This window comes from Cellulophaga sp. HaHaR_3_176 (assembly GCF_019021925.1).
GTDB lineage: Bacteria > Bacteroidota > Bacteroidia > Flavobacteriales > Flavobacteriaceae > Cellulophaga.
On sequence record NZ_CP058990.1, the window covers coordinates 2,697,826 to 2,722,328 of the forward strand.

The window sequence follows — 24,503 nt, forward strand, 5'->3', positions numbered from 1 at the left end:
CTTATAAGTTAGGCACTTTTATGCTACCACCTACCCAACAACTAAAGGTAACAGTTTTACCTGACATTCCTGAACTAAAGATCATTTCTTTAGAAGGAGCTTTACCCATATAACTATTTACAGCTTGGCTAGATTTACTACTTAATGATGGATCTACTCTACCTGCTTGGCGAGCTACATCAGCAGCTTTCCAATAAATAGCTCTTTTTTCGAATGCAGTTGAACCACAATCATTAGCACTTCTAGCATATAAATTTGCTATTAGTAAATAAGCTTTACCGTTAGATGAATTTGCATCGATTGCTTTTTGAGCATATGATCTAGCAGATGATCTACTACCACTTCTTGAGTTAATTGTTGCAACTTTATAAAGTAATTCAGATTTTTTAAATGAATCAGACTCTAAATCAATTGCTTTATTAAAGTTAGATAATGCAGCACTTTTGTTTCCAGCTTTATTTTCTAAAAGACCTAAATACACATAAAGATCTGCTGTTGGCTCTAATGCTAATTGAGCATCAATTAACTGCTTAAACATAGGATCATCAGTACACTCTTTGTTGTACATTCTATTCACCGCTCTTTTTATCCAAGAGATATCCGTTTTCTTTTCTTCAAAACTCTTTTGATATAAAGGAATTAAGTTAGAACATTCAGCTAAAGCTCCTAATTTAGAATCGATACTACCTTCAATTTTACCATAGATTTCTGAATTTTGACTATAAGCCTTCAAATATCTTTTTTCTTTAGAAGTAATTGTACCCGCATCTTCTTTAGGTAACAACTGAGTAATCTTATCTGTAAGTTTTTTGTTTTCAATACCTATTTTTTCAATAACGCTATCGTAAGCATCAAAAACTTCTTGTAAGTCTTTAGAACCTGCATTATGTAAATCTACATATAATGAAAAGTAAAGATAAAGAGCTTTAGGATTACTAAAGTTTGCATAATCTTCTTTAAAAGCTTTATCTAAAACATCAAAAACTTCTTGATCAGAACCCATTTTCTCATCATTCATTAATAATGCCTTATCAATAAGAACAGTAGCTACAGGAAATTTATCTGCAAAGTGTACTCTACTTGCATCATACATTGCCATTAATTCAGTAATAAAAGCTGTTTTTTCTGCTCCTTCTGCTTTCTCTACTTTATATTTTAATATTTTTTCTCCGTAAATAAAGTTTGCTTTATTTAATGCTGGGCAGTTTTCATATACCATTTTCCATGGCGTATAAGCTGCATCGTAATTTTTCACTTTTACGTGCTCAGAATATATAGATAAATTTGTGTTACATTCCGGATTACCCTGTGCAACCATTGTGCTTAAAAAACCGAAAACTGCAATTGCTCCGATATAAAATTTCTTTTTCATGATCTAGTATTTAATGGTTAATTAATTTTTGTTTTTCTGAACCATTTATCATTTAATGATAGTCCAACATTAATTTTAAAATAATTTTCTTCAATAAGTCCAGCTTCGATAGTCCCTCTCTTTCCTATTTCAAACCCTATGTTAAGATTGGAAATACTTCTGCCCATTGGTAACCCTGTTCCAAAAGTTATGCCAAAGTCATTTATCTCTTCGTTATTAACTGTCATTCCTGAGTTAGACATTCTAACACCAGCCCTATATGTTACACGACTAAGGTAACTAGTAAATGAAGAATAGTCTGGGATATAATACCCTCCTATTGAAACTGATGTTGCATCAGAATATGTTACATTACTCGCATCGAAAAAATCATTTTCATAATCTCCTAAATCTTGAAAACTATACTCTGCTCCTGCAAACCATTTCAAATCTTCGCCAATACCTAGTCCGAACGTTATAATTGTAGGAACTCTTATTTCAGTTGACTTTAACCCTTGCGAGGCTAAATCAGATTCGTAAACTTCTACATCAATACCATTAACTCTAGAAAAAGAACCTATTGTTTGAGTATTTTCTGAATTTAAATTTAATTGCGTATCAAACCCAACAGTACTATACACTCTATACTTTTCATTAAGCTTGGGTGAAAAATTCATTCTGTAGTTAAAATCAAAACCATTAACAGTTGATTCTCTCCTATCTAAAGTACCGTATTGAGCTGTCGATAAAGATTGAACCCTAGTAGTATTTATCGTACCAAAATTATAATTCAAAGTCACACCAACGCTTAAATCATCAGTAATAGCATACCCTGTAGATAGATAAGCTCTATTTAATCCCCCATCACCTGTGTATTCGTTAGTTAACGTAGTGTCATCAGTATTAGTTATTGTAGAACTTAAGTCATAACCGACAGAAGAATATGGCATTATACCAAAACCAACAGCTGCCCTACTACTAACAGGAAAACCTATTGATAAATAATCTAGATTTGTAACAGAGGCATTGTCATTAGCATCTGCACTTTTAAGACTTGATCTTTTTTGAGAAATACCAGCAGAATAAGTTGTTAACCTTAATTTGCTATAAGCTGCAGGGTTTTTTAAATTGATATGAATGCTATCCGCATGCATACTAACGCCTCCCATCATTTGATTATCGATTGTACTAGTGGTTCTTAAATCACCTAATCCAAAGTAAGAATATGGAGATGATGTACCATTTTGAGCACTTAACCCCCAAGAGGCGAAACACACTATTGCAACTACTATTTTTCTGATCATTTACTATTTATTGTAATCCAACAAGTAATTTAATCCTTCGAGAAGAAATTTTGGAGTGGCAAATATGGTATTTTTTGTTCGTTTTGACAAGAATAGAGCATCACCTCCTGTTAAAAAAATTGTTAAATCTTTAAAACGCTGCTCATATTGAGCTATAATAGCGTTTATTTCTCCGGAAATACCATTAACAACGCCGCTATGAATACTACTATTTGTAGAATTTCCTATAAAATCAATTATATCTTCAGCTTGTAACAATGGTAATTTTGACGTCTGTTGATGCAATGCTTTATATCTCATATTTAAACCTAAAGATATAGCGCCACCTAAATACTCCCCATAATCGTTCACCAAATCATAAGTTATACACGTACCTGCATCAATCACCAAAGTATTACCGTTGGGATTATGATAAAATGCAGCTGTTGCTAAAGCAATACGATCTACACCAAGTGTTTCTGGCGTTGCATATGAGTTTTTAAAAGGTGTTTTTGATTTTGAAGTTAAGAGATGAACCTTACAAAAAAGACCAACTACTGCAATTTCTTTTTTATCAAGAGCACCAACAGAAGAAATTATAGCGTGTGTAATTTCAGGAAACTCTTTAAATATAGATTTAACCTTCAAAACAAAATTTGAAAGCTCAAATTGCTCATGGTGCAATTCTTTTTTTAAATCATATACCGATGTCTTAATCAGGGTATTACCCGCGTCAATTATTAAATTCATACCACAAAGTTGCAAAAATGTAAAAAAACATTACACTTTTTTTTCGTTTTTTATTTGGATATATTAAAATTGAAAGTATATTTGCAGCCGCTTAACGGCTCTGGTGCCTTAGCTCAGTTGGTAGAGCAATGGACTGAAAATCCATGTGTCCCTGGTTCGATTCCTGGAGGCACCACATTAAAAACCCGAACAGAAATGTTCGGGTTTTTTTGTTTTATATATCTACATAGAGCTTTTAACTATACCCTATCAACCTTATCTGCAATTTTAGATCATATAATTAATTAAAATTTCTGATTCACTAAAACATGGATATACTTACTAAAGTCTATTTCAAAACTAGTAATTGCTATATTTGTTAATATTCACAATAGCAGAAATTTAAATTTTAAGAAATACTATTCTTAGTATATACACTGAAACAAAAAATACTACCTAATTTTCATTACAGACTAACAATTAATTAAAAAAAATCTTTTGAAATCAAAAAAAATAATTTTAGCATTAACATTGGTATTAATTTTAATTATTGCTGGTTTCATCTATTGGAAATTTGATTTTCCTGAAAAAAAACAGAAAGCAAAAACTGGTAAAGAGCTTTCTAAAGTTTATTGCGCAAGTTGCCACTTATACCCAGAACCAAAAGTTTTACCCAAAGCTATTTGGCAAAACTCACTCTTACCTGAAATGAAAAACAGAATGGGATTGGGTGATATTAAAACTATTGCATCTAAATTAGGTTATGATGAGTACATCAACCTTACTCAGAAAGGTATTTACATGCTTAACCCTATGGTAACAAATGAAGAATGGTTACTAATAGAAAAGCATTATCTAGATAATTCACCTGAAAATGCTCCTATTCAAATAAAAAAAACTCAAAATAGCCTACAAAAATCTTCTATAGAAATTATAAAAAACACATCACAAAAACAAGGGTTAACAACATATTTCGGCATTCAAAATAATTATCAATTACAATCTAATATTTTAGGTCAATTAAAATTTAAAAATCTTCAAAACAAAAAAGAACACACAATACAATTACCGAGCCCTGTAGTAGAGGTAAAAAACAACTTAGTGCTTTGCATAGGAGGTAATATGAACCCTACAGAAAAAAAATTAGGAAGTTTACATTTATTTGATGAAACATACAAAAGCCAAAAATTATTGATTGATGAATTACACAGACCTGTCGATTTTGAATATGTGGATTTAGATAATGATAAAATAAAAGATTATTTAATAGCTGAATTCGGTAATCACACAGGGCAAATCACATTTATAAATGGCAAAACAAAAGAAAGAAAAGTCATAACTACAAACCCTGGTGCCAGAAATTTTGTATTGAGAGATGTAAATAACGATGGTATGATGGACTTTTATGCTCTAACTGCTCAAGGAAGGGAACGTATCAGCTTATATACAAACTTAGGGGAAGGTAATTTTAAAGAAATGACTATACTTGAATTTCCTCCATACTACGGATCTAGTTATTTTGAACTAGCAGACCTTAATAACGATGGCAAAGAAGAAATTACCATGGTTAACGGCGATAATGCAGATTACAGTATTGTAAAGAAAAATTTTCACGGCATACGCATTTTCGAAAATCAAAACAATTCATGGACAGAAGTCTACTTTTATCCTGTTTATGGAGCAACAAATTTGTTGAAATTAGATCTAAACAATGATAATTTAATTGATTTAGTTTCCTCTTCATTTTTTGTAGAACCTGAGTTTAGGAAATCAGAACAAATGATTTACTTAATTAATAAAGGTGAATTTAAATTTGATATTTCACACCCAGAACTCCCTGAAATAAACCCAATGACGATGAGGGTTGGTGATGCCAATAATGATAATATTTCTGAAATATATTTAGGTAATTTTGAATTTCAACCTAATTCAAATCCTAATTTTAATTATATCGAATCTATAATTGTAACTCCTGATTTTTAAATTTAGGATATTACAACATCTTTCTTTTTCTAAAAATACTAGGCGTTATGTTTTCTCTAGCTTTAAAGGTTTTTGAAAAAGATTGTAGATTTTCAAAACCGCATTGAAAAGCTATTTCCGAAAAACTTAAATCACTCTCTTTTATTAAGTTTTTAGCCTTATTTAACCTAAGCTCTAAGTGGTACTGCTTTAAAGTCATATTAGTATTTTCTTTGAACAACTTTCTTAATAAAGAATAACTAACATTAAACTTCTTAGCAACATCGTTAAAGTTCAGCTTAAGTCTTATATGTTTTTGTATATATTTTTCAACATCAGAAATCATCTTCCCTTTTCTAGAGATTTGTTTTTTATTTATTAAAAAATTTGAATGTAACACTCTTAATATATCAATAAATATAAATTGTAAAGTAACATCACTAGTAGAAGATTGTTTGCTCTTTAAAATATTAACTAAAGATTCAAATTGCGTATCAATTTCATAATTAAATCCAATTTGATACACTTGTTGATTAATATTAAACAATTCGCTTTCTACTAAATATTCAATATAATTACCCCTAAAGCTTACAGAGTACTCTTCCCAAGTAAAATTCTTATCTGGCACACACCTATACCACGTATTAGGGTAAATAACTAACAAAGTTTCTTTAAGTATTCCTTGCTTTGCAATTTTATCAGATTCGAAAAATCCAGTTCCATCTTTAATATAGATAATTTTATGGTACTTAGATTTTACACCAGTAATCCAATTTTTATTCAATTTTTTCTTTTCTGGATAATACTTGAAATATTCTAAGTTTTGAATTGTAACAGCATTCTCGTTAACAGTTCCATTTGAAGTGATGTTCCATTGAAAATTTTCCATAATAAAAAAAAATATGAATTGAATATTATTTTAACAATTGACAGCTAAAATCTAAAATATTAGCCTCTAACTTTTAAAATTTACTAATCTAATTGTTAAAAAAATTTACTATAACGTTATAGTAAATTCCAGATGTCAAATATGACAAATTATATATCAAAAATGACAAATTAATAAAGTTTTAACATAATACTTTTATTCGAAATATGTATTTACAGGTCTTTTAATTATTAATATTCGTAATCAACTACCTATTAAAATGATAAAAGCTAAAGTTTGTAAATAATTTCTCTCAACTTTAAAACTCAAAATTAATTTAACTAAACTTAAAATTTATGAATCTAAAATCACTTAAAAGTGCATTATTACTTGGAGCTTTGCTTTGCTTCGGGTTTATTAGTGCACAACAGATTACTGGTACGGTGTCAGATGAAACTGGCCCATTACCTGGAGCAACAATTGTTGTTAAAGGAACAACAGTTGGAACACAAACAGACTTTGATGGAAACTTTACCATTGAAGCTGAAGCAGATGCTACACTAGTTTTTAGTTATGTAGGTTATAAAAAAACAGAAATGGCTGTAAACGGAAAATCTACTATAGATGTAGTTTTACAGGAAGATGCTGCAGCACTTGAAGAAGTTGTTGTAACTGGGTATTCTACACAAACCAGAGGTGACCTTACTGGCTCTGTAGGTAGTGTTGATATCTCTGAAGCTACTAAAGCTCCTATTGTAAATGCTGCCGAAGCATTACAAGGAAGAGTTTCTGGGGTTACTATTACAAACAATGGTTCTCCTGGTTCGTCTCCTACAGTAAGGATAAGAGGATATGGTACTGGTAACAGTAATGACCCTTTATATATTATTGATGGAGTTCAAACTGATGATGCTAGTATCTTAAACTCAATAAACCCTGCTGATATATCGCAAATGAATGTACTTAAAGATGGTGCAGCTGCAATATATGGAGCTAGAGCATCTAATGGTGTTGTTATTATTACTACCAGAAGTGGAGGTTACAATATGGACAAAGCACGTGTTTCAGTTGACACATATACTGGTTTTTCTGCTGCTTCAAACCTTCCTGAATTGTTAGATACAGAACAACATGGAGAAATGATTTGGCAAAGTATCAGAAATGATGGTGGTATACCATCACACCCTCAATACGGAAATGGCACGAACCCTGTAACACCAACAACTTTACAAAATACTCCGGATGGTATTTCAGCAACAGTAAAACCTAATGGCGGAACAGATTGGTTAGACGAACTTTACAGAACAGCAATTACTCAAAATGCTTCCATAACTCTTGAAAATGGTAACGAAAAATCTAAATTTCTTTTTTCTGCTAGCTATTTAAATCGTGAAGGTATTCAAATTGCTACTGGCTATAAAAGAGGTTCTACTAGATTAAATTCAGAATTTAAAATTGGAGATAGAATTAAAATAGGTGAACATACAAATATATCTTTTGATAATAAATCTGGTGGCCAGTCTTGGTATAATTTTGCTACAAGAATGTCTCCACTAGTACCTGTTTATGACGATGCTGGTAATTTCGCTGGGAACTATAGTAACTCTACTGGTCTTTCAAACCCAAATAACCCAGTTGCCCAAGCTAATAGACAAGGTGATGATTTCAGCAAAAATTTTAGAGTTTTTGGTGATATTTATGCAACTCTTGATATTATGGATGGACTACAGTTCAAAACTTCTATTGGTGGTTCTATTAAAGCTTTTAATGACAGACGTTTTGAAGCCTTGGTTCCTGAATCATCTGAACCTATTGCTACAAATACACTTACGGAAGCAGATCAAGACACTTACGAGTGGGTTTGGAATAACACATTAAGTTATAACAAGTCTTTTGGCGAGCACAGAATTAATGCATTAGTAGGTATTGAAGCACTAAGTGTTAATTCAAAAGGTAAAGAAATTTCAAGAACTGGTTTTTTCTTTGAAACTCCTGAATATTATTTATTAGAAAATGGTGGCGGTGCTGCTAACGTTGCATATGCTTTTGATAACTCATCATCTTTGTTTTCAGTTTTTAGTACTGCAAATTATAGTTATGGTGGTAAATATTTATTAACAGCTACTGTTCGTCAAGATAGATCTTCTAGATTTTTAGGAGACAACCAAAGTGATATATTCCCTTCTTTTAGTGCTGGTTGGGTTGTTAGTAATGAAAATTTTTGGCCTGATGATGCTATTGTGAGTAGATTAAAATTTAAAGGTTCATGGGGACAGTTAGGTAACCAATCTCTTCCTGTAGACAATCCTACTTTTAATATCTCGGTATTAAGCGAACAATATGCTGATTACGGATTTAATGGTAGTGGAGGAGTAACACAAGGAGCTCTTTTAGAATCTGTAGGTAATGAAAATTTAAAATGGGAAACTAGTGAAACTACAAACTTTGGTATCGAACTTGGTTTCTTTGATAATAAATTAAATCTTGAAGCTGAATATTTTATCATAAGCACTAAAGATTTGATTAGTCAAGATAATAGTGCATTCAGTACTACTTCAATTGCAGCAAATGCTCCTTATGTAAACCTTGGTTCTATAGAGAATAAAGGTATCGATGCGACACTTAGTTTTGCTGACGAATTAAATTCAGGTTTTAAATACGGTATTGACCTTAACTTCTCTAGTTATAAAAATGAGGTTACAGATTTAATCAGTGCTTTTCAAGTAGGGTTTGATGGTTTCAGAACTACTGGTGCCGTTACAAGAACTCAAGTAGGACAACCTATTTCATCTTTTTATGGTAGAGTTGTTGACGGTATATTTGCTTCAGAAGCTGAAGTGGCTGCAAGTGCTGATCAAGGCTTTACAGCAGATGCTGACGGTGTTGGTAGACTTAGATATAGTGACCTTAATGACGATGGTGTAATCAATGATGAAGACAGAACGTTTATAGGTTCTCCTCACCCTGATTTTACATATGGATTAAACTTAAGTGCATCATACAAAGGGCTTGATATCTCAGCTTTTTTACAAGGATCTCAAGGAAATGACATTTATAATAACGATAAAGTGTATACTGATTTACCTACTTTTTTCAATGCAAACAGAAGTGTAAGAGTTCTTGATTCATGGACACCAGATAATCTTGATGCTGCTTTACCTGCATTGAGTCAAAGTATTACTAATAACGAAGGTGCTGCAAATTCATCTTTTGTAGAAGATGGTTCTTACCTGCGTATGAAGAACTTACAAATCGGATATACTTTTAATGATCAATTTTCAAGTATATTAGGTATGGATAGTGTTCGTTTCTACCTTCAAGGTACTAATCTATTTACCATCACTGGTTATGATGGTGTAGACCCAGAGTTACAGCCAAGATTTAATGATAATGGTTCTATTGATAACCTTACTATAGGTGTATCTGACAACAACTACCCAATAGCTTCAATTTACTCATTAGGGATTAACTTAAAATTTTAAAAAAATGAAAAAAAATATATTTTACTCAATATCACTTACATGCATGCTTCTAGTTGCCTGTAATGATGATTTTACCAATATTTCTCCTACAGGAGCACTCTCTGACGATGCTCTACAAAATGTTACAGGAGTAGATTTAAAGTTAACTGCCGCGTATTCTGCTATAGATGGGGAACGTATTGGCCGATTAGGTGAAGGAACTGCTGCTGGTGGAGATAACTGGTGGACAGATGTAGTTTCAGATGATGCACATAGAGGAAGTACAGATAGTGATAATACTGAACTTTTTCAAGTTGAAACTTTAGATTGGCAAACTGGTAGTGGTTGGTTTTTAGGAAGATGGAGCGCACTTTTTGGCGGTGTTAATAGTGCTAATGCTGTATTATCATTAATAGCAACTATACCTGACGAAGATTTAAGTCAACAACAAGGTGAAGCCTTATTTCTAAGAGGATATTATAATTTTGAACTTCAAAAATTTTACGGAAATGTTCCGTTTATTTCTGTTGAAAATTTTGATAACCTAGAATTTAATCAACCAAACCCAGGACCAATTTGGTCTCAAATTGAAGCAGATTTTCAAGCAGCAATTGATAATTTAGGATCAGATGTTGTTAATGGTAGAGCTAATTCATGGGTTGCTAAAGCTTTTCTAGGAAAAGCATACTTGTACCAAGAAAAATGGGATGAAGCTTTTACATTATTAAATGAAGTTGCGACTACCAGTCCATATTCATTAAACAATGAGTATGTAAATAACTTTAATTTTGCAGGAGAAAATAGCCCAGAATCAATGTTTGCTATTCAGTATGTTTCTGATGACGGTCGTTCTTTTAATGGTAACGGTACAGGTACATTGAATTTCCCTGGTGGTGGACCATTAGAAACATGTTGTGGTTTTTACCAACCAAGTCAAGATTTGGTTAATGCGTACCAAACTGATGGTAACGGACAGCCTTTATTGGATACTTATGCTAATACAGATGTTGCTAATGATTATGGTATTGCGAGTACCGCTGCTTTTACACCACATACTGGACCTTTAGATCCTAGATTAGATTATACAGTATCTAGAAGAGGTATCGATTATAATGGTTTTGGTTTAAACCCTGGTAAAGAATGGATAAGAGCTGATTTTGCAGATATTTCTGGACCTTATTTACCTAAAAAAAATGTTTACCAAGCTGATGAAGTTGATGCCAACCGTGGTACTGGTGGTTGGGGTTCAGACTGGTCTGGAATTAATTATAACGTTATGCGTTACGCAGATGTTTTATTAATGGCTGCTGAAGCTGCTGTTGAAAAAACATCACCAGATTTAGGAACCGCATTAGACTACGTAAACAGAGTTCGTAACCGTGCTAAAAACATGACTTATGTTCAAAATGAAGCTGGTAATGCTGATGCTGCCAATTATCAAATTGAACCTTACGGTTCTTTCGCTGGTCAAGATTTTGCTAGACAAGCAGTACGTTTTGAGCGTCGTTTAGAATTTGGAATGGAAGGTCATCGTTTATTTGATTTAAGAAGATGGGGTGTTGCAACCCAAGTTATCAACACATATATCCAAAATGAAGGTGCTGATTTTGATCAATCTAGTTACTCAACTAAATTTAGAGCATATCAAGATAAGAATGATTTATTTCCTATTCCTGTTAATGCTATAGATCAAAGTGGTAATATTTTAAATCAAAATACCGGGTTTTAATCAAACTCTAGTATATATAATTAAAATTAAACAGGGCGTATTTTACGCCCTGTTATTATTTAGAATAATAAAGCTTGATTCATAAAATTGATAATTACTTTTTTTTATCTATTTTCATTCCTAAATAAACACCTATTAACTCCTCACTGATTACCTCTAATTAAATTATAAAAACACTATGCGCTATTTTTGTTTATTGTTGATTTTTCTATTCATTTCTTCTTGCTCTGAAAAGAAAAGTTCGTTATTTTCAAAAATCTCAGCAGAACACTCTGGGATATATTTTAATAATAAAATAGTTGAAACAGATAGTTTTAATATTATAAGTAATGAGTATATTTTTAACGGTGGAGGTGTTGCTATTGGTGACTTTAATAACGACAGCTTACCTGATATTTTCTTCACAGGTAACCAACAACCCAATAAATTATACCTTAACAAAGGAGAGTTAAAATTTACCGATATCTCTAGCGAGTCTGGCACCGAAGCTAAAGAAAACTGGAATACAGGCGTTGCAGTTGTAGATATTAATAATGATGGATTATTAGACATCTATGTTTGCTCTGCAATGTTATCAGACGAAAAAAAAAGAAACAAGCTTTTTGTAAACCAAGGATTAAATAAAAATAACATCCCGACGTTCAAAGAAAAAGCTAATGATTACGGCATATCAGGAAAAGAAAACAGCATGAATGCTACTTTTTTCGACTATGATAAAGATGGATTATTAGACTTGTATGTTTTGAATAATGTTGACATACATATTCTACCTTCTAATTATAGAAAAAAAATTATTGATGGATCTTCTTTAAGCAATGATAAACTATACCACAATAACGGAGACGGCACATTTACTGATGTAACTCTTAAGGCCGGAATCTCTATAGAAGGGTATGGATTAGGTTTAGCAATTGCAGATTTAAATTACGATGGATGGCCAGATATTTATGTGAGCAATGATTATCTATCAAATGACATCTTATATTTAAACAATCAAGACGGAACTTTCTCAAACCAAATCAAAGATGTTATCAAGCATCAAAGTAAATTTTCAATGGGATCAGATATCTCCGACTTCAATAATGATGGGTATTTAGATATTATTACTCTTGATATGTTAGGAGAAACAAATCAAAGACTAAAAACAACCATTGATAAAAATAAATATACGAACTACATCCTTAACGAAAAATTTGATTACGAACATCAATATAGTCGCAACATGTTGCAAAAAGGAAATGGACCTAACGTACCCTATAGTGAAATTGGTCTTATGGCTGGTGTTTCTAAAACAGATTGGAGTTGGTCTCCCCTATTTGTTGATATGGACAATGATGGTTTTAAAGATTTATTAATAACTAATGGCTTCCCTAGAGATATTACAGATTTAGATTTTCGTGACTTTAAATTCAATGTAAGTCGTTATCTGAGTAATGGTCAAATATTAGATTCTATTCCTGAAATAAAAACTCCTAACTATGCTTATAAATATGATGGAGAAAGTAGGTTTATAGATGTTGGAGAAGAATGGGGCCTTAATATTTCTTCTTTTTCGAACGGAGCAGCCTATGCCGATTTAGATAATGATGGAGATTTAGATTACATAGTTAATAATATTAATGATGAAGCTTTTCTTTTCGAAAACAATAGCAATAAAAAAAACAATTATATTAAAGTTGATTTAATTGGGCCTCAGACAAACAAACTAGGTATTGGAAGTAAAGTTGTTGTTCGCTTCGAAAACGAATTGTTTCAATATCAAGAACATTATTTGAGTAAAGGGTATATGTCTTCTGTAGATAGTAAATTACATTTTGGTTTAGGTGCTGAAAAAATAATTAAAAGTATAGAAGTTCTTTGGTCTGATGGTAAATTTGAAAAACAATCAAATATCAATGCGAACCAAAAAATACAATTCAACTATAGTAATGCATACTTGCCCTCTAAAGAAGAATTAAATTTTCCTTTTATTCCAAAAATATCAAAACCCCTGTTGGCTGATATTACAAAAAAGTCTGGCATAAATTACAAACATGAAGAAACAGATATAATTGATTTTAATGCGCAACGCGTATTACCTCACAAACTAACACAAAACGGCCCTTGCCTTGCTTCTGGCGATTTAAATGGTGATGGATTTGAAGATTTTATTATAGGAAGTTCCTCTAGTTTTTCTCCTCAACTATTTTTTCAACAAAAGGAAGGTGATTTCGTTCAGAAAAATTTGTTTGATGATGAACAAAATAAAAATTTTGAAGAAGAAAGTATTGCTTTTTTTGACTTAGATAATGATGGTGACCTTGATATTTATTTAGTATCTGGTAGCAATGAATTTATGGTAGATGATAGCTTTTATGAAGATAGACTACTCATTAATGATGGAAAAGGAAACTTCACTCTAGCAACTGATAGAATGCCAAAAATCAGTTCTAGTGGATCTATTGTATCTGTCAATGATTTTGATAATGATGGCTTTGTTGATGTATTCGTAGGTGGCAGAACTCCTTTTGCACAATACCCAATTGCAGACAAAAGTTTTTTACTTAAAAACAATGGAGGAAAATTAGAAGATGTTACTGAAAGCTATGCTCCGGAGCTAAGAAATATTGGAATGATTACAAGTGCCACCTGGGAGGATATTGATTTAAATGGTATAAAAGATTTAATTTTAGTTGGAGAATTTATGCCTATAACTATTTTTAAAAATGATAATAAATCACTTAAAAAAGCAACCAATACAGGTATAAACGACCTTTTTGGATGGTGGGAAAGTATATCAGGTGCTGATTTTGATAAAGACGGAGATATTGATTTTATTGTCGGCAACATGGGAGCTAATAACTTATACCAACCCTCTACAGAAAGACCTGTTACATTAATCTCAAAAGATTTTGATGAAAATGGAGCAATAGACCCCATCATGTTTGCATATCTGAAGAGTAGTTATGACGATACTAGTTTTAAATCTTTTCCAGTTAATTTCTGGGGAGACCTTTATAGCCAGAGTACGTTATTTAGATCAAAATTTAACTCTTATAAAGAGTATGCCCTTGCTACAGAAAAAACTTTATTATCTAAAAAAGAATTAGAAGGAGCGACTACACTAACTGGTAATTATGACCGAAGTGTTTATATTGAAAATCTAGGGAACGGTAAATTTAAATACACACAATTACCATGGGAAGCACAAGTTGCACCAATAAATAGTATTTTAAATCTAGATTATAATAATGATGGTAATTTAGATATTTTATTAGTTGGCAATGATTTTGGCAATGAAGTTTTTATAGGTCGTTATGATGCCTTAAACGGGTGCTTATTAGAAGGTGATGGAAAAGGAAATTTCAAAACTATAGAAACTAGCGAAAGTGGGTTTTTAGTTTCAGGTGATGCAAAGCATATGATTAAAGTTGAACATGCTAAAGACAAAAATCCTTATATTTTAATTTCTCAAAATAGAGATAGTTTAAAGGTTTTTCAAAAAAATTAGAGTTTGAATATTTGCTTTTTTAATTCATACCAATATATAGAGTAGAAGTAAAGATGTTTATCAATTTTTCTAAATTGTATATTTGCTAGAACAACTATACATTCCATTTCTTATGAAATATATTTTAACAGCCGTTTTTACTGTTTTATCTATTAACACTATATTTTGCCAAAGAACTATAGATAAAACTTTAGCAAAGCTCAACAACAAATCAATTCCGTACATAACACCCGATGAGCTTCAAACATTAGATAATTATATTTTATTAGATTCTAGAAAAGTAAATGAATTTAATATTAGCCATATTAAAAATGCTACTTGGGTAGGCTATAAAGAATTTGACCTAAATTTAATACCCAATACACTAAAAGACACTCCTATTGTTGTTTATTGCTCTATCGGTGTAAGATCCGAAGATATTGGCGAGAAGCTGGTAGCGAGCGGGTATACAAATGTTAAAAATTTATATGGTGGAATTTTTCTTTGGTTAGAAAAAGGGTATCCTATTTATGATATAAATGAAAAAGAAACAAAAAAAGTACATGCCTTTAGCAAGTATTGGGGCAAATTACTGACCAAGGGAGAGAAAATTTATAATTAAAAAAAAAGCTTTGAAATCAAAAAATTTACTTTTAATTTTTACCAGAAATCCTGAGTTCGGAAAATGCAAATCGCGACTAGCAAATAAAGTAGGCAAACAAACTGCATTAGATATTTACAAATTTTTACTAGACCATACCGTTTCTATTACCGAAAAATTAGAAAGTACAAAAGCAGTTTATTATTCTGAAGAAATTTGGGATAATGACATTTGGAATAATGATATTTATCAAAAAAAACTTCAAAAAGGAGAAGATTTAGGTGTACGCATGAAAAATGCTATTGAAGACGGATTTAATACTGGTTACAATAAAATTATTGTTATTGGTAGTGACATGTTCGATTTAAACCAAAAAGACTTAGAGCTTGCTTTTGAAAAATTAAATTCATCTGATTTTGTAATCGGACCTGCAGAAGATGGCGGGTATTATTTATTAGGAATGAAAACTCTAGAACCCTCTCTTTTTACAAATAAAAATTGGGGTACAGAAACAGTTTTAAAAGACACTCTTGATAATTTAAAAAATAAAAAAACAGAAGTTTTGGATACAAGAAATGATGTTGATTACTATGAAGACATTAAAGATATTTCTGCATTTAAGCCCTTCTTAAAAAATATAAAACAATGACTATAAAACAATTAGACGAATCTACTAAATACCTAACAGAAAAAGGTTTTGATGCTCCTGAAATAGGAATTGTATTAGGCACAGGATTAGGTAAATTAGTTGAACAAATAAACAATCCAATTGAAGCTCACTATAACCATATTCCTAATTTTCCTTTAGCAACTGTTGAATTTCATACAGGAAAATTAATTTACGGAACCTTTGAAGGCAAAAAAGTTGTTGTAATGCAGGGACGCTTTCACATTTATGAAGGTTATGATTTAATGGATGTAACGTACCCAATTAGAGTCATGCATCAACTAGGCATCAAAAAACTATTTATTTCTAACGCCTCTGGAGCTATAAATTTAAATTTTAAAAAAGGAGATATGATGTTAATCGAAGATCACCTTAATCTCCAAGGCGGATCACCTTTAGCGTTTAAAAATGTTTCTGATTTTGGAAATAGATTTACAGATATGAATGCTCCTTATGATGCGAGCATGAGAGCAAAGCTTTTGGAAATCGCTAAAAAGCAAAATATAACACTTAAAGAAGGTGTTTACGCATCTGTAGTTGGCCCGCAGTTAGAAACCAGAGCAGAGTACAGAATGCTGAAAATTATCGGTGCTGATGCTGTTGGAATGAGTACTGTTCCTGAAGTTATTGTTGCGAACCATTTAAATTTGCCTGTAGTCGCAATATCTGTTTTAACAGATGAATGCGACCCTGATAATCTACAACCATTTAATATTGAAGAAATAATTAAAATAGCTGAAGAAACAGAACCCAAAATGGTTACTTTATTTAGAGAATTAATAAAAACCCTATAAGTTTATTTGATTTTAGAAAAATTATGCTAGTGATGTTATTTATCGAAAAACGGTATTCTTTTTGTAAGGTTGTTTATAGATTAACAACTTAAAGCTTATAAATATAAAATAATGAAAATACTATATATATTATTTCTAGCATTAACATCTTTAGGGATCACCTCTGAAAACAACTCAACAACGTTAAGCCATGACAAGCCAGATCATACTGCTTGGAATACGCTATTACAAAAGCATGTTGACAAAAAAGGTAACGTAAATTATAGTGCATTTAAAAAAGAAGAAAGTAAGTTAGAAAATTATTTAAATAATTTAGCTAAAAATGCACCTGCTAAAAACTGGTCTAAATCTGAAACATTAGCATATTATATTAATCTCTACAATGCAGGTACTGTAAAATTAATTTTAAACAATTACCCAACAAAAAGTATTAAAGACATAAGAAAACCTTGGGATATAGAATGGATTAAAGTTGCTGAAAACACATATTCATTAGGACAAATCGAGCATAAAATTCTTAGAAAAATGGGAGAGCCAAGAATTCATTTTGCGATAAACTGTGCTTCATATTCTTGCCCTAAACTTTTGAACAAAGCCTATACTGCTTCTAACTTGAATGATGAGCTAGAAAAAGCAACTGTTGATTTTATAAATGATACTACGCGCAATAAAATTTCTGAGAATGAACTTGAGCTATCCAATATTTTTAAATGGTATAAAAGTGATTTCACTGAAAACAAAACTCTTATAGAGTACATTCAACCCTACACTAAAGTTAAAATTGACACTAAAGCAGATGTTAACTATTTAGTATATGACTGGAGCTTAAATGAAATCAAATAATTTAAAAATAAGCATCATAATACCTGTATTGAATGAAGAAGCTTCAATTGCTCGTATTTTAGATTACTTAATATCAAATAGTAGTTCTAAATCTATTTTAGAAATAATTGTCATTGATGGTGGTAGTACAGATGCAACTGCAAAAATAGCTTCAAAAATGGGGGCTATAGTTCTCTATTCAGAAAGAGGTAGAGCTAAACAGCTCAATGTAGGTGCCAAACATGCAAAAGGTGATATACTTTATTTTTTACATGTAGACACTTTCCCCCCTACTAACTATGATTTACAAATTATTGAAGCGGTAAAAAAAGGAAATAATGTCGGTTGTTTTGAAATGAAATTTGACTCTAACAGCCGTTTTTTAAACTTCTTTGCTTGGTTCACTAAAGTAAATCACACTTTATGCAGAGGTGGCGACCAATCTTTATTTATTACCAATACACTATTTAACGAAACTGCTGGTTTTGATGAAAACTATAAAGTATATGAGGACAATGAATTTATTTGTAGAATTTATAAAGTAGCTGATTTTAAAATTCTTCCTTTTAAAATTAAAACGTCTGCCAGAAGGTATGATGAACGCGGTAAATATATACTACAATATCACTTTGGAATTATTCATCTAAAAAATTACCTAGGTGCTGGGCCTGAGCAATTGTATGAATATTACAGAAAAAAGATAGCTAGCTAAACCTACTTTTCAAAATCTAACAATACACCTTCGCTTACCCATTTCGCAAGTGCCTGCCTATTATCTGGGTCTAAAATTCTTCTCTGATCTTTTTCATTTGTTATATTCCCAATTTCAATAAAAGTCATTGCAGGATGTGTTTTTTTAACTAAATATAACGAGCTTCTATCCTCAAAAGTACCAGAATAGGTTCTATTAGGTTGGTACTTTTTATACTTAGCTTCAAATGTTTTATGAATACTTTCTGCTAATTTTTTACCGTTTTTACTTTTTTCATGATGATAAAAAAACACATCTATGTTTTGTCCCACACTTCTACTATCTACATGAGTCACAATTAAACGCTGATATTTTCCTTTATTCTCTTTATATAATTGATTAACAACATCAACACGTTGCTTTAATCTTTCTACCTGATTCAGTGGTATTACTTTGTTTGGGTACACTACCTCATCCCAATCTAACTCTAAAATACGCTCATCTCTAATACCATCATCTGGGTCTCTAACAATTATATAAACCATCGCCCCATGCGATATTAGCTCTCTAGCCAAACGCAAAGTTACATCATAGGCATATTCATCTTCTGAAATAGATTTACCTACATAGGTTGTCATCGCCCCAGGGTCCGGACCACCATGACCTGAAATCAAATAATATACAGCTCCTTCTAAACGTGTACTTTTCGAATCTACTTCAGCATATTTTTTTCCAAAAATATCATAAGACAATCCTTTTATTGTTTTTGTCTCAACATCTAACTTTACATTTAAATCTTCTGCTTTTATCGGAATAACATATGTTCTCCCCTCGTAAAGGTGCACACTATCTCTGAGATTATCTGCATTTACGGAAACAAATTCATCGTAAACATCATAAGGATTTGCACCTTGTTTACGTAATAACGATAAAATTCCATCACCTTTTTCAGCTACTGCATACAGTATAGTATCTTGACTATTAACGTTGCTGAACGCAAAAAAGGTAATTACTAAAAAAACAGCTAATCTCATGTTTTAATTAAAATCTAATTTTAAAAATATTTTCTATAAAGTATTTTATGAATATGGTTTAATCTTAATTTTCCATATTTACAGTAGAGTAATCAATTTGCATACCAGTAGTCACCTTGCCTACAAATTTATTCTTCTCTATTGTTGCATTTTTAGCATCTAGCTTTCTATTTTTTATATAATCAACCTTTACAAAAATCATTGCTGGTAAAGCATTGTTAGCTATGTACAAATTTGTTTTATCGATGAAAACTTTATTTTGGACTTTAAAAATATTTTCTAAATTTTTAGCAAATTGTTTACTTTCTATACTCTTATCATGGTGTTCAACAGAAATGATTGCCTTATTAAATTTAGCACCATCTATACTAACAACCAATAATCGCTGATATTCATCGCTATATTTTAAATAGCGTTTATTTATGGCTGCTACATAATCACCAAGGTTTAAATTATTTGAATCATCAGAATCAAACATAAAAACTCGTGCCCCTTTTTCTAAAAGCTCTTGAGCTATACCATAAACAACTTGATTTTTAACACTCGATGTATTTTTTAAAACAGATAAATTTTCTGAGTCAAATACATCAAATAACAAATAGTAAACTGCTTTTTTAAGTGTACTATCTTTTTTTGTTAAAGACTGCAACCTTGTATTAAAAATAGGAGTATCGACATTTTCAGAAAGATTGATAACCTTGCCCATACTATTAAAAGATGTTTCACTTTGAGGAAGTGTATATGTAACTCCAAATTTAAGCTCACTACCCTTGCTTATTTTACCTTTATTTAAATCTATAAATTTTTGATAATTTGTATTTACATCCAGTCCTTCTCCTTGTAAAACAGAAACAATACCATCTCCTTTTTTAGCTTTAAAAGTTTGAATAATCTCTTGAGAGAAAGCACTTATTGACACAAAAAATAAAAAAGGAATAACAAAAAATTTATTGAAAATCATACCATGTGTCGTTTCACAAATATTATTAAAAATACTGTCCAATTCCAAATACAATTCCGTTAGTTTCATTAGGTGTTATACCATATCCATAATCTAGCCTAAAAATAGCATTGAAAATTTTTTTATGAATGAAACGTAAACCTAAGCCTGGATAAACTCTAATATTATTTGATCTTGTAAAATCATCAAAACCTCCTCCTGGATCCCTCCAAGAACCTGCATCTATAAAAGCGTTACTCTGTAGCACAAACCAATTTCTATCAATTAAAGTATATCTATATTCAGTGTTTAAAACTATCGCCCCTGTACCCCTATCAATACTATTACCTACACCTCTAATATTTAAATTATTATCTAAAGTAAATGGCGCAAATGGTGTTTTTGGGTTGCTAGATAAGCCTAAACGCAATCTATTTGCCCAATTCCCTTTCTTTCCTATTCTTTTAAAATAGCTAAAATCATTAAATCCGATAAAGAATGGCTGTAAATTTTCATCTTTACTACCTACATACTGAAAATTTAAAGCACTTTTAAACCCTGATAAATATTGATGTTGATAATGTACATTATCGTAATTATATAAAAATTTATACAAATGTTTATTTACCTTCAATTGTTGTGGAACATTATCTTTTGTTACTCCAGATATATATTGGTAATCTTCATTAAAAAAGCTATAACCGAAAGCTAATCTATTATTAAAATTTATCTCGTAAAGGCCCAAAATTTCAATACCGTGGTTATTATATTTATAGTTTGCCGTTTCTTGATCAATAAAAACAGGTTCTTCAGTAGTTAAATCATTATAATTTATTGCTAACCCTAATTTATTCGAAAATAAATAAGGTGCTTCAAAGTTTACCCCATAGGAACTAAAGTTATCATATTGATAAAAGCCACCTAAAGTAATATCTTGTCCCAGTAAATTAAATTCTTGTAAGCCTATTCTAAAAGCAAACTCATCATTAGATGAACTAAAGAGATTCGCAAAAGGTATTAAAGTAAAATTTTCTTCAACTTTAAAAACTAACTTATAGGTATTTTTTTTTAAAGGAACTAAAGTATATGTTGTGTTTGATATTGATGGAAGTCGCTTTAATCGCGTAATATCTTTTTCAATTATAACTGAATCTAATTTAACATTAACTTTAGATACAATTATTTTTTTAATAAATGATTTTCTAATTTTTTTTAAGCCGACTATTTCTATTTCAACAACGGTATTATTTTGCGCATACAATTTACCAATTGATAGCATCAGTAACATAATAAAAATGGGCACTATTACCTTTTTTAAAATCAAAATGGTTTTCTTAATTATATATTTTATATAACTCCTTAAGTGTTTGTTCTGCTGGTTTATTTTGAGGTGTAAATCTATTATCGTTATTACCGCCAGATTGCTTATGGTCTATAAACCATTTCCAAACATAGCCTCCTGCAAACCAATCTTCAGACCAAAACTCTTGAATAATCGCTTTAGTAGCATTCACTTGCGCTTCTAAATTCACATTTTCTTCATTACGGTCTACCAACCAAGGTTTTTTAGCAGTATAATCCATACTGCGATACCCATATTCAGTAAATAAAATTGGCCTTTTTTTAGCTATCGCTATTTTCTCTATTCCTACCTTCCATTGTTGCCAACTTTTTCTTAGCGACTCTACAGATGGTGATTGTTCTTCTGAAAGTGGAAAATAAGCATCAATCCCTATATAATCTAAATCCTCCCAGAAAGTTGTTTTAGTGTACTCATCCCAATTAGAAGCGTAGGTTAATTTACCTTTATAAATTTCTTTAATCTCTTTAATTAATTGCTTCCAATACGTTGGCCTATTTTCTACAAATTTTTCTAATTCAGTACCTACACAAAAAATTTCAACATTAGTTTCTGCTGCAAGTTCTGCGTAAGTAATTATAAATTTTTTATAAGTGCTTTCTAAAACCTGCCACTCTTCTTCTGTTTTCATTTCAAGAGCTCCAGTAAACTCACCTCCTCTAATCCATATTTGAGGCTTTAACATTATTTCAATGCCATTTTTGTTAAGCATATCAATATATTGACTTACTCCTTTTTTGGTTTCTCCATACCATTGTCTTTCGGTATTAAACTTAACTTCAGGAGAATTAATATCATTTATAAAACCAAAAGGCATTACTGCAGCATGGTTTGAATTTAAATTTACAACACTATTTACGTGATCTTGCACAACTTCAATTCGAGAAGACACAAAACTAACTCCGTTTATTTTTTTTTTATTTTGACTGGTACAAGAAAGTTGTAGTAGGCACAAAAAGAAAAACCCTATTTTTTTCATCGTTTGTAATTAACGAATCAAAAATAGGGTATATAATTTTATTAATCTTTAAAAGATACCGCGTAAACCTAAATTAAAAGTTTCTCCTAAACCTGTGTTATTTCCCCTAATAAAGTTGGTATATAACAACTCTAAATTTAAAGCTTTCGTTAATTGATATTTTGCACCACCACCAACTGCAGTATAATCTTGTGCAAAATCGTTACCCAAATCAATTCGTTGTGAGTGCTGTGCTAATCCTAAAACTGTAAATTTAGATGAAGGAAAATAGCTTAAAAACACACCCGGCGTCAAGCCCAAACTATTATTGGCAAAACTTTCATTTTTATCACCAAAATGAAGCTCAGAATTTAACTCAGAAAACAATTGCCATTTATCACCCGGAAAAGTGTAATCATAAAAAAATCGATTTTGCCATGTATACCCTTTTTGATCTAAAAAAACTCCGTTTTCAGATTCATTATCAACTAAAGGAATGAAAAAAGAACTTTGAATACTAAAATTACTAACCGATGTAAAAGGCACAAATTTTACTGAAGGAGCAATTGATGTTAGACCCGAACGAGCTGAAGAATTTTCTCCATCAAATTTAAATACATCTAATGCATCCCTACCATTGATAACATTAGATTTAAACTCTAAAATCACACCTAAATTCCACCTTTTATTACTTCCCACTCCCGTGTAAGCTTCTAACGTAGAGGTGAAAAATGTTTGTCTAGGTATATCTCCTTCTACAAAAGTACTTTTAGTTTCAGTGTATAAATTGTTGAACCACTTTAAATCTATTTGACCTTTACCTATTAACTTAGAAGGAGTGTATTGTTGAATATTACTTTTTTCTTCATCATCTTGAGAAAAGCCAAGAGTAATCGTTAACATTAATAATACTATTGCTATAAAGTTTTTGTTTTTCATAATTTGGTTTATTATTTAGCTTCATTTAAAGTCCAATCGTACGGGTAATAATTAATCTTAGAACCCTCTGGCAACTTTTGTGTTTTGTATTTGTTTATAAAATCTGCGGTTGTCTTTCCATTTTTTTCAAAATCAACCTTATACCATTCAAATATTTGCGAAACTTTTACTTTACCCTTTTCTACTACAATAAAATTGGGGTTATCTAATGCTTTTTTTGTTTGCTGTGCCAATTGACTTTTTAATTTAGATGGTAAATAAGCTTCATTAATTATAGGAGGACACCCCAACCCAGCACAGACTAAAACAAAATGAAAACGAGCTTCGTTAGGAAAAACAGCCCTTAACATTTTATTTTCAATATCATTTAATGTAATATTTTTTCCTCCAACATTATATTTTACTTTATCAAAAAAACCAGGCACATCTAAAGGTGATTTTATAGGATAATTAGAAACAACACCACTAATAACTGCAATATTATATGCATTTATCCAAAATGACTGATACTCTAAGGCATTTGCTTTTGATACTGAAATACCTGAAGCTAAATCCATTAACTCCTTTAAACTAGTATCATTTTTTTTAATTCTTGAATAAGAAACCTTCCCATTACTAACATACTCTTTTAAAAATTTATCTGACTTACTAAGGAAGTCATCTGAACTTTGTGAGTAAATAAAATTAAAACTTATTAAAATTAACATTATATTAATAGTCTTTTTCATACGATATTTATTTGTTTGACGTTTAGAAATTAGTCGGTACATTTTCAAAATGCTAACATAATCGACATTTATTAATCTTGAATATTCAAATAGACATAAAGAATATCACAATTCTAT

The 24,503-nt window shown here is 30.9% G+C and carries 19 protein-coding genes and 1 tRNA gene; 10 read left to right on the top strand and 10 right to left on the bottom strand.

The window, feature by feature from the left end:
- Position 1: 1 nt before the first annotated feature.
- The 3 genes from H0I23_RS11920 to H0I23_RS11930 are packed head-to-tail and all read right to left on the bottom strand — an operon-like array spanning position 2 to position 3,384.
- Entirely contained in the window at positions 2–1,372 is a 1,371-nt protein-coding gene (locus H0I23_RS11920) for a hypothetical protein (protein ID WP_216783520.1), read from the bottom strand.
- 17 nt (positions 1,373–1,389) lie between these two features.
- Complete coding sequence (locus H0I23_RS11925) at positions 1,390–2,655, bottom strand: hypothetical protein (RefSeq protein WP_216783521.1); 1,266 nt, start codon at positions 2,653–2,655, stop codon at positions 1,390–1,392.
- 3 nt (positions 2,656–2,658) lie between these two features.
- The gene (locus H0I23_RS11930; protein ID WP_216783522.1) at positions 2,659–3,384 is read right to left on the bottom strand and encodes a type III pantothenate kinase; all 726 of its coding nucleotides are present in this window, start codon (positions 3,382–3,384) and stop codon (positions 2,659–2,661) included.
- 102 nt (positions 3,385–3,486) lie between these two features.
- On the opposite strand from H0I23_RS11930, the gene H0I23_RS11935 reads away from it, so the two are divergent.
- Both H0I23_RS11935 and H0I23_RS11940 read left to right on the top strand, forming a co-directional pair.
- Positions 3,487–3,559: transfer RNA gene (locus tag H0I23_RS11935), tRNA-Phe, on the top strand.
- A gap of 302 nt (positions 3,560–3,861) precedes the next feature.
- Positions 3,862–5,346, top strand: a complete 1,485-nt coding sequence (locus H0I23_RS11940; RefSeq protein ID WP_216783523.1) for a VCBS repeat-containing protein — start codon at positions 3,862–3,864, stop codon at positions 5,344–5,346.
- A 10-nt stretch (positions 5,347–5,356) separates the two neighbouring features.
- Here the strand turns inward: H0I23_RS11940 and H0I23_RS11945 are convergent, their stop codons facing one another.
- Positions 5,357–6,214: an AraC family transcriptional regulator gene (locus tag H0I23_RS11945; RefSeq protein ID WP_216783524.1), complete on the bottom strand. Its 858-nt coding sequence runs from the start codon at positions 6,212–6,214 to the stop codon at positions 5,357–5,359.
- Between the two features lie 335 nt (positions 6,215–6,549).
- Between H0I23_RS11945 and H0I23_RS11950 the strand changes: the two genes are divergently transcribed.
- From H0I23_RS11950 to H0I23_RS11985, 8 genes are all read left to right on the top strand, one after another.
- On the top strand, positions 6,550–9,675 hold the full coding sequence (locus H0I23_RS11950; protein WP_216783525.1) for a TonB-dependent receptor: 3,126 nt from the start codon (positions 6,550–6,552) through the stop codon (positions 9,673–9,675).
- A 4-nt stretch (positions 9,676–9,679) separates the two neighbouring features.
- Complete coding sequence (locus H0I23_RS11955; protein WP_216783526.1) at positions 9,680–11,383, top strand: RagB/SusD family nutrient uptake outer membrane protein; 1,704 nt, start codon at positions 9,680–9,682, stop codon at positions 11,381–11,383.
- A 178-nt stretch (positions 11,384–11,561) separates the two neighbouring features.
- Positions 11,562–14,873, top strand: coding sequence for a VCBS repeat-containing protein (locus H0I23_RS11960; protein ID WP_216783527.1), 3,312 nt, complete (start codon positions 11,562–11,564; stop codon positions 14,871–14,873).
- A gap of 112 nt (positions 14,874–14,985) precedes the next feature.
- Positions 14,986–15,474: a rhodanese-like domain-containing protein gene (locus H0I23_RS11965; protein WP_216783528.1), complete on the top strand. Its 489-nt coding sequence runs from the start codon at positions 14,986–14,988 to the stop codon at positions 15,472–15,474.
- A gap of 10 nt (positions 15,475–15,484) precedes the next feature.
- Complete coding sequence (locus H0I23_RS11970) at positions 15,485–16,102, top strand: TIGR04282 family arsenosugar biosynthesis glycosyltransferase (protein WP_216783529.1); 618 nt, start codon at positions 15,485–15,487, stop codon at positions 16,100–16,102.
- Positions 16,099–16,914, top strand: coding sequence for a purine-nucleoside phosphorylase (locus tag H0I23_RS11975; protein ID WP_216783530.1), 816 nt, complete (start codon positions 16,099–16,101; stop codon positions 16,912–16,914). Before H0I23_RS11970 ends, H0I23_RS11975 begins: the two co-directional genes overlap by 4 nt.
- A 111-nt stretch (positions 16,915–17,025) precedes the next feature.
- A complete protein-coding gene (locus H0I23_RS11980; protein WP_216783531.1) occupies positions 17,026–17,757 on the top strand; it encodes a DUF547 domain-containing protein in 732 nt (243 codons plus the stop codon).
- Positions 17,744–18,448: a TIGR04283 family arsenosugar biosynthesis glycosyltransferase gene (locus H0I23_RS11985; RefSeq protein WP_216783532.1), complete on the top strand. Its 705-nt coding sequence runs from the start codon at positions 17,744–17,746 to the stop codon at positions 18,446–18,448. Before H0I23_RS11980 ends, H0I23_RS11985 begins: the two co-directional genes overlap by 14 nt.
- 2 nt (positions 18,449–18,450) lie before the next feature.
- On the opposite strand, the gene H0I23_RS11990 is transcribed toward H0I23_RS11985, so the two are convergent.
- From H0I23_RS11990 to H0I23_RS12015, 6 genes are all read right to left on the bottom strand, one after another.
- Positions 18,451–19,461 (bottom strand): N-acetylmuramoyl-L-alanine amidase, encoded by a 1,011-nt coding sequence (locus H0I23_RS11990; protein WP_216783533.1) that lies wholly within the window; start codon positions 19,459–19,461, stop codon positions 18,451–18,453.
- Positions 19,462–19,525: 64 nt separating this feature from the next.
- Positions 19,526–20,491, bottom strand: a complete 966-nt coding sequence (locus H0I23_RS11995; protein WP_216786105.1) for a hypothetical protein — start codon at positions 20,489–20,491, stop codon at positions 19,526–19,528.
- Positions 20,448–21,704 (bottom strand): outer membrane protein assembly factor, encoded by a 1,257-nt coding sequence (locus tag H0I23_RS12000; RefSeq protein ID WP_254073599.1) that lies wholly within the window; start codon positions 21,702–21,704, stop codon positions 20,448–20,450. Before H0I23_RS12000 ends, H0I23_RS11995 begins: the two co-directional genes overlap by 44 nt.
- Positions 21,705–21,735: 31 nt before the next feature.
- Positions 21,736–22,740 carry a glycoside hydrolase TIM-barrel-like domain-containing protein gene (locus tag H0I23_RS12005; RefSeq protein WP_216783534.1) on the bottom strand — a complete coding sequence of 335 codons (1,005 nt, stop codon included), beginning with the start codon at positions 22,738–22,740 and terminating at the stop codon, positions 21,736–21,738.
- Between the two features lie 48 nt (positions 22,741–22,788).
- Entirely contained in the window at positions 22,789–23,658 is an 870-nt protein-coding gene (locus H0I23_RS12010; protein ID WP_216783535.1) for a transporter, read from the bottom strand.
- An 11-nt stretch (positions 23,659–23,669) separates the two neighbouring features.
- Positions 23,670–24,386: a DUF547 domain-containing protein gene (locus H0I23_RS12015; RefSeq protein WP_216783536.1), complete on the bottom strand. Its 717-nt coding sequence runs from the start codon at positions 24,384–24,386 to the stop codon at positions 23,670–23,672.
- Positions 24,387–24,503: the final 117 nt, after the last annotated feature.

Coding starts and splice junctions, on each gene's coding strand:
- H0I23_RS11925 (WP_216783521.1), bottom strand. CDS start 2,655: ATGATCAGAAAAATAGTAGTTGCAATAGTGTGTTTCGCCTCTTGGGGG.
- H0I23_RS11980 (WP_216783531.1), top strand. CDS start 17,026: ATGAAAATACTATATATATTATTTCTAGCATTAACATCTTTAGGGATC.
- H0I23_RS12010 (WP_216783535.1), bottom strand. CDS start 23,658: ATGAAAAACAAAAACTTTATAGCAATAGTATTATTAATGTTAACGATT.
- H0I23_RS11950 (WP_216783525.1), top strand. CDS start 6,550: ATGAATCTAAAATCACTTAAAAGTGCATTATTACTTGGAGCTTTGCTT.
- H0I23_RS12005 (WP_216783534.1), bottom strand. CDS start 22,740: ATGAAAAAAATAGGGTTTTTCTTTTTGTGCCTACTACAACTTTCTTGT.
- H0I23_RS11960 (WP_216783527.1), top strand. CDS start 11,562: ATGCGCTATTTTTGTTTATTGTTGATTTTTCTATTCATTTCTTCTTGC.
- H0I23_RS11945 (WP_216783524.1), bottom strand. CDS start 6,214: ATGGAAAATTTTCAATGGAACATCACTTCAAATGGAACTGTTAACGAG.
- H0I23_RS11990 (WP_216783533.1), bottom strand. CDS start 19,461: ATGAGATTAGCTGTTTTTTTAGTAATTACCTTTTTTGCGTTCAGCAAC.
- H0I23_RS11985 (WP_216783532.1), top strand. CDS start 17,744: ATGAAATCAAATAATTTAAAAATAAGCATCATAATACCTGTATTGAAT.
- H0I23_RS11995 (WP_216786105.1), bottom strand. CDS start 20,491: ATGAAACTAACGGAATTGTATTTGGAATTGGACAGTATTTTTAATAAT.
- H0I23_RS12015 (WP_216783536.1), bottom strand. CDS start 24,386: ATGAAAAAGACTATTAATATAATGTTAATTTTAATAAGTTTTAATTTT.
- H0I23_RS11920 (WP_216783520.1), bottom strand. CDS start 1,372: ATGAAAAAGAAATTTTATATCGGAGCAATTGCAGTTTTCGGTTTTTTA.
- H0I23_RS11965 (WP_216783528.1), top strand. CDS start 14,986: ATGAAATATATTTTAACAGCCGTTTTTACTGTTTTATCTATTAACACT.
- H0I23_RS11955 (WP_216783526.1), top strand. CDS start 9,680: ATGAAAAAAAATATATTTTACTCAATATCACTTACATGCATGCTTCTA.
- H0I23_RS11930 (WP_216783522.1), bottom strand. CDS start 3,384: ATGAATTTAATAATTGACGCGGGTAATACCCTGATTAAGACATCGGTA.
- H0I23_RS11975 (WP_216783530.1), top strand. CDS start 16,099: ATGACTATAAAACAATTAGACGAATCTACTAAATACCTAACAGAAAAA.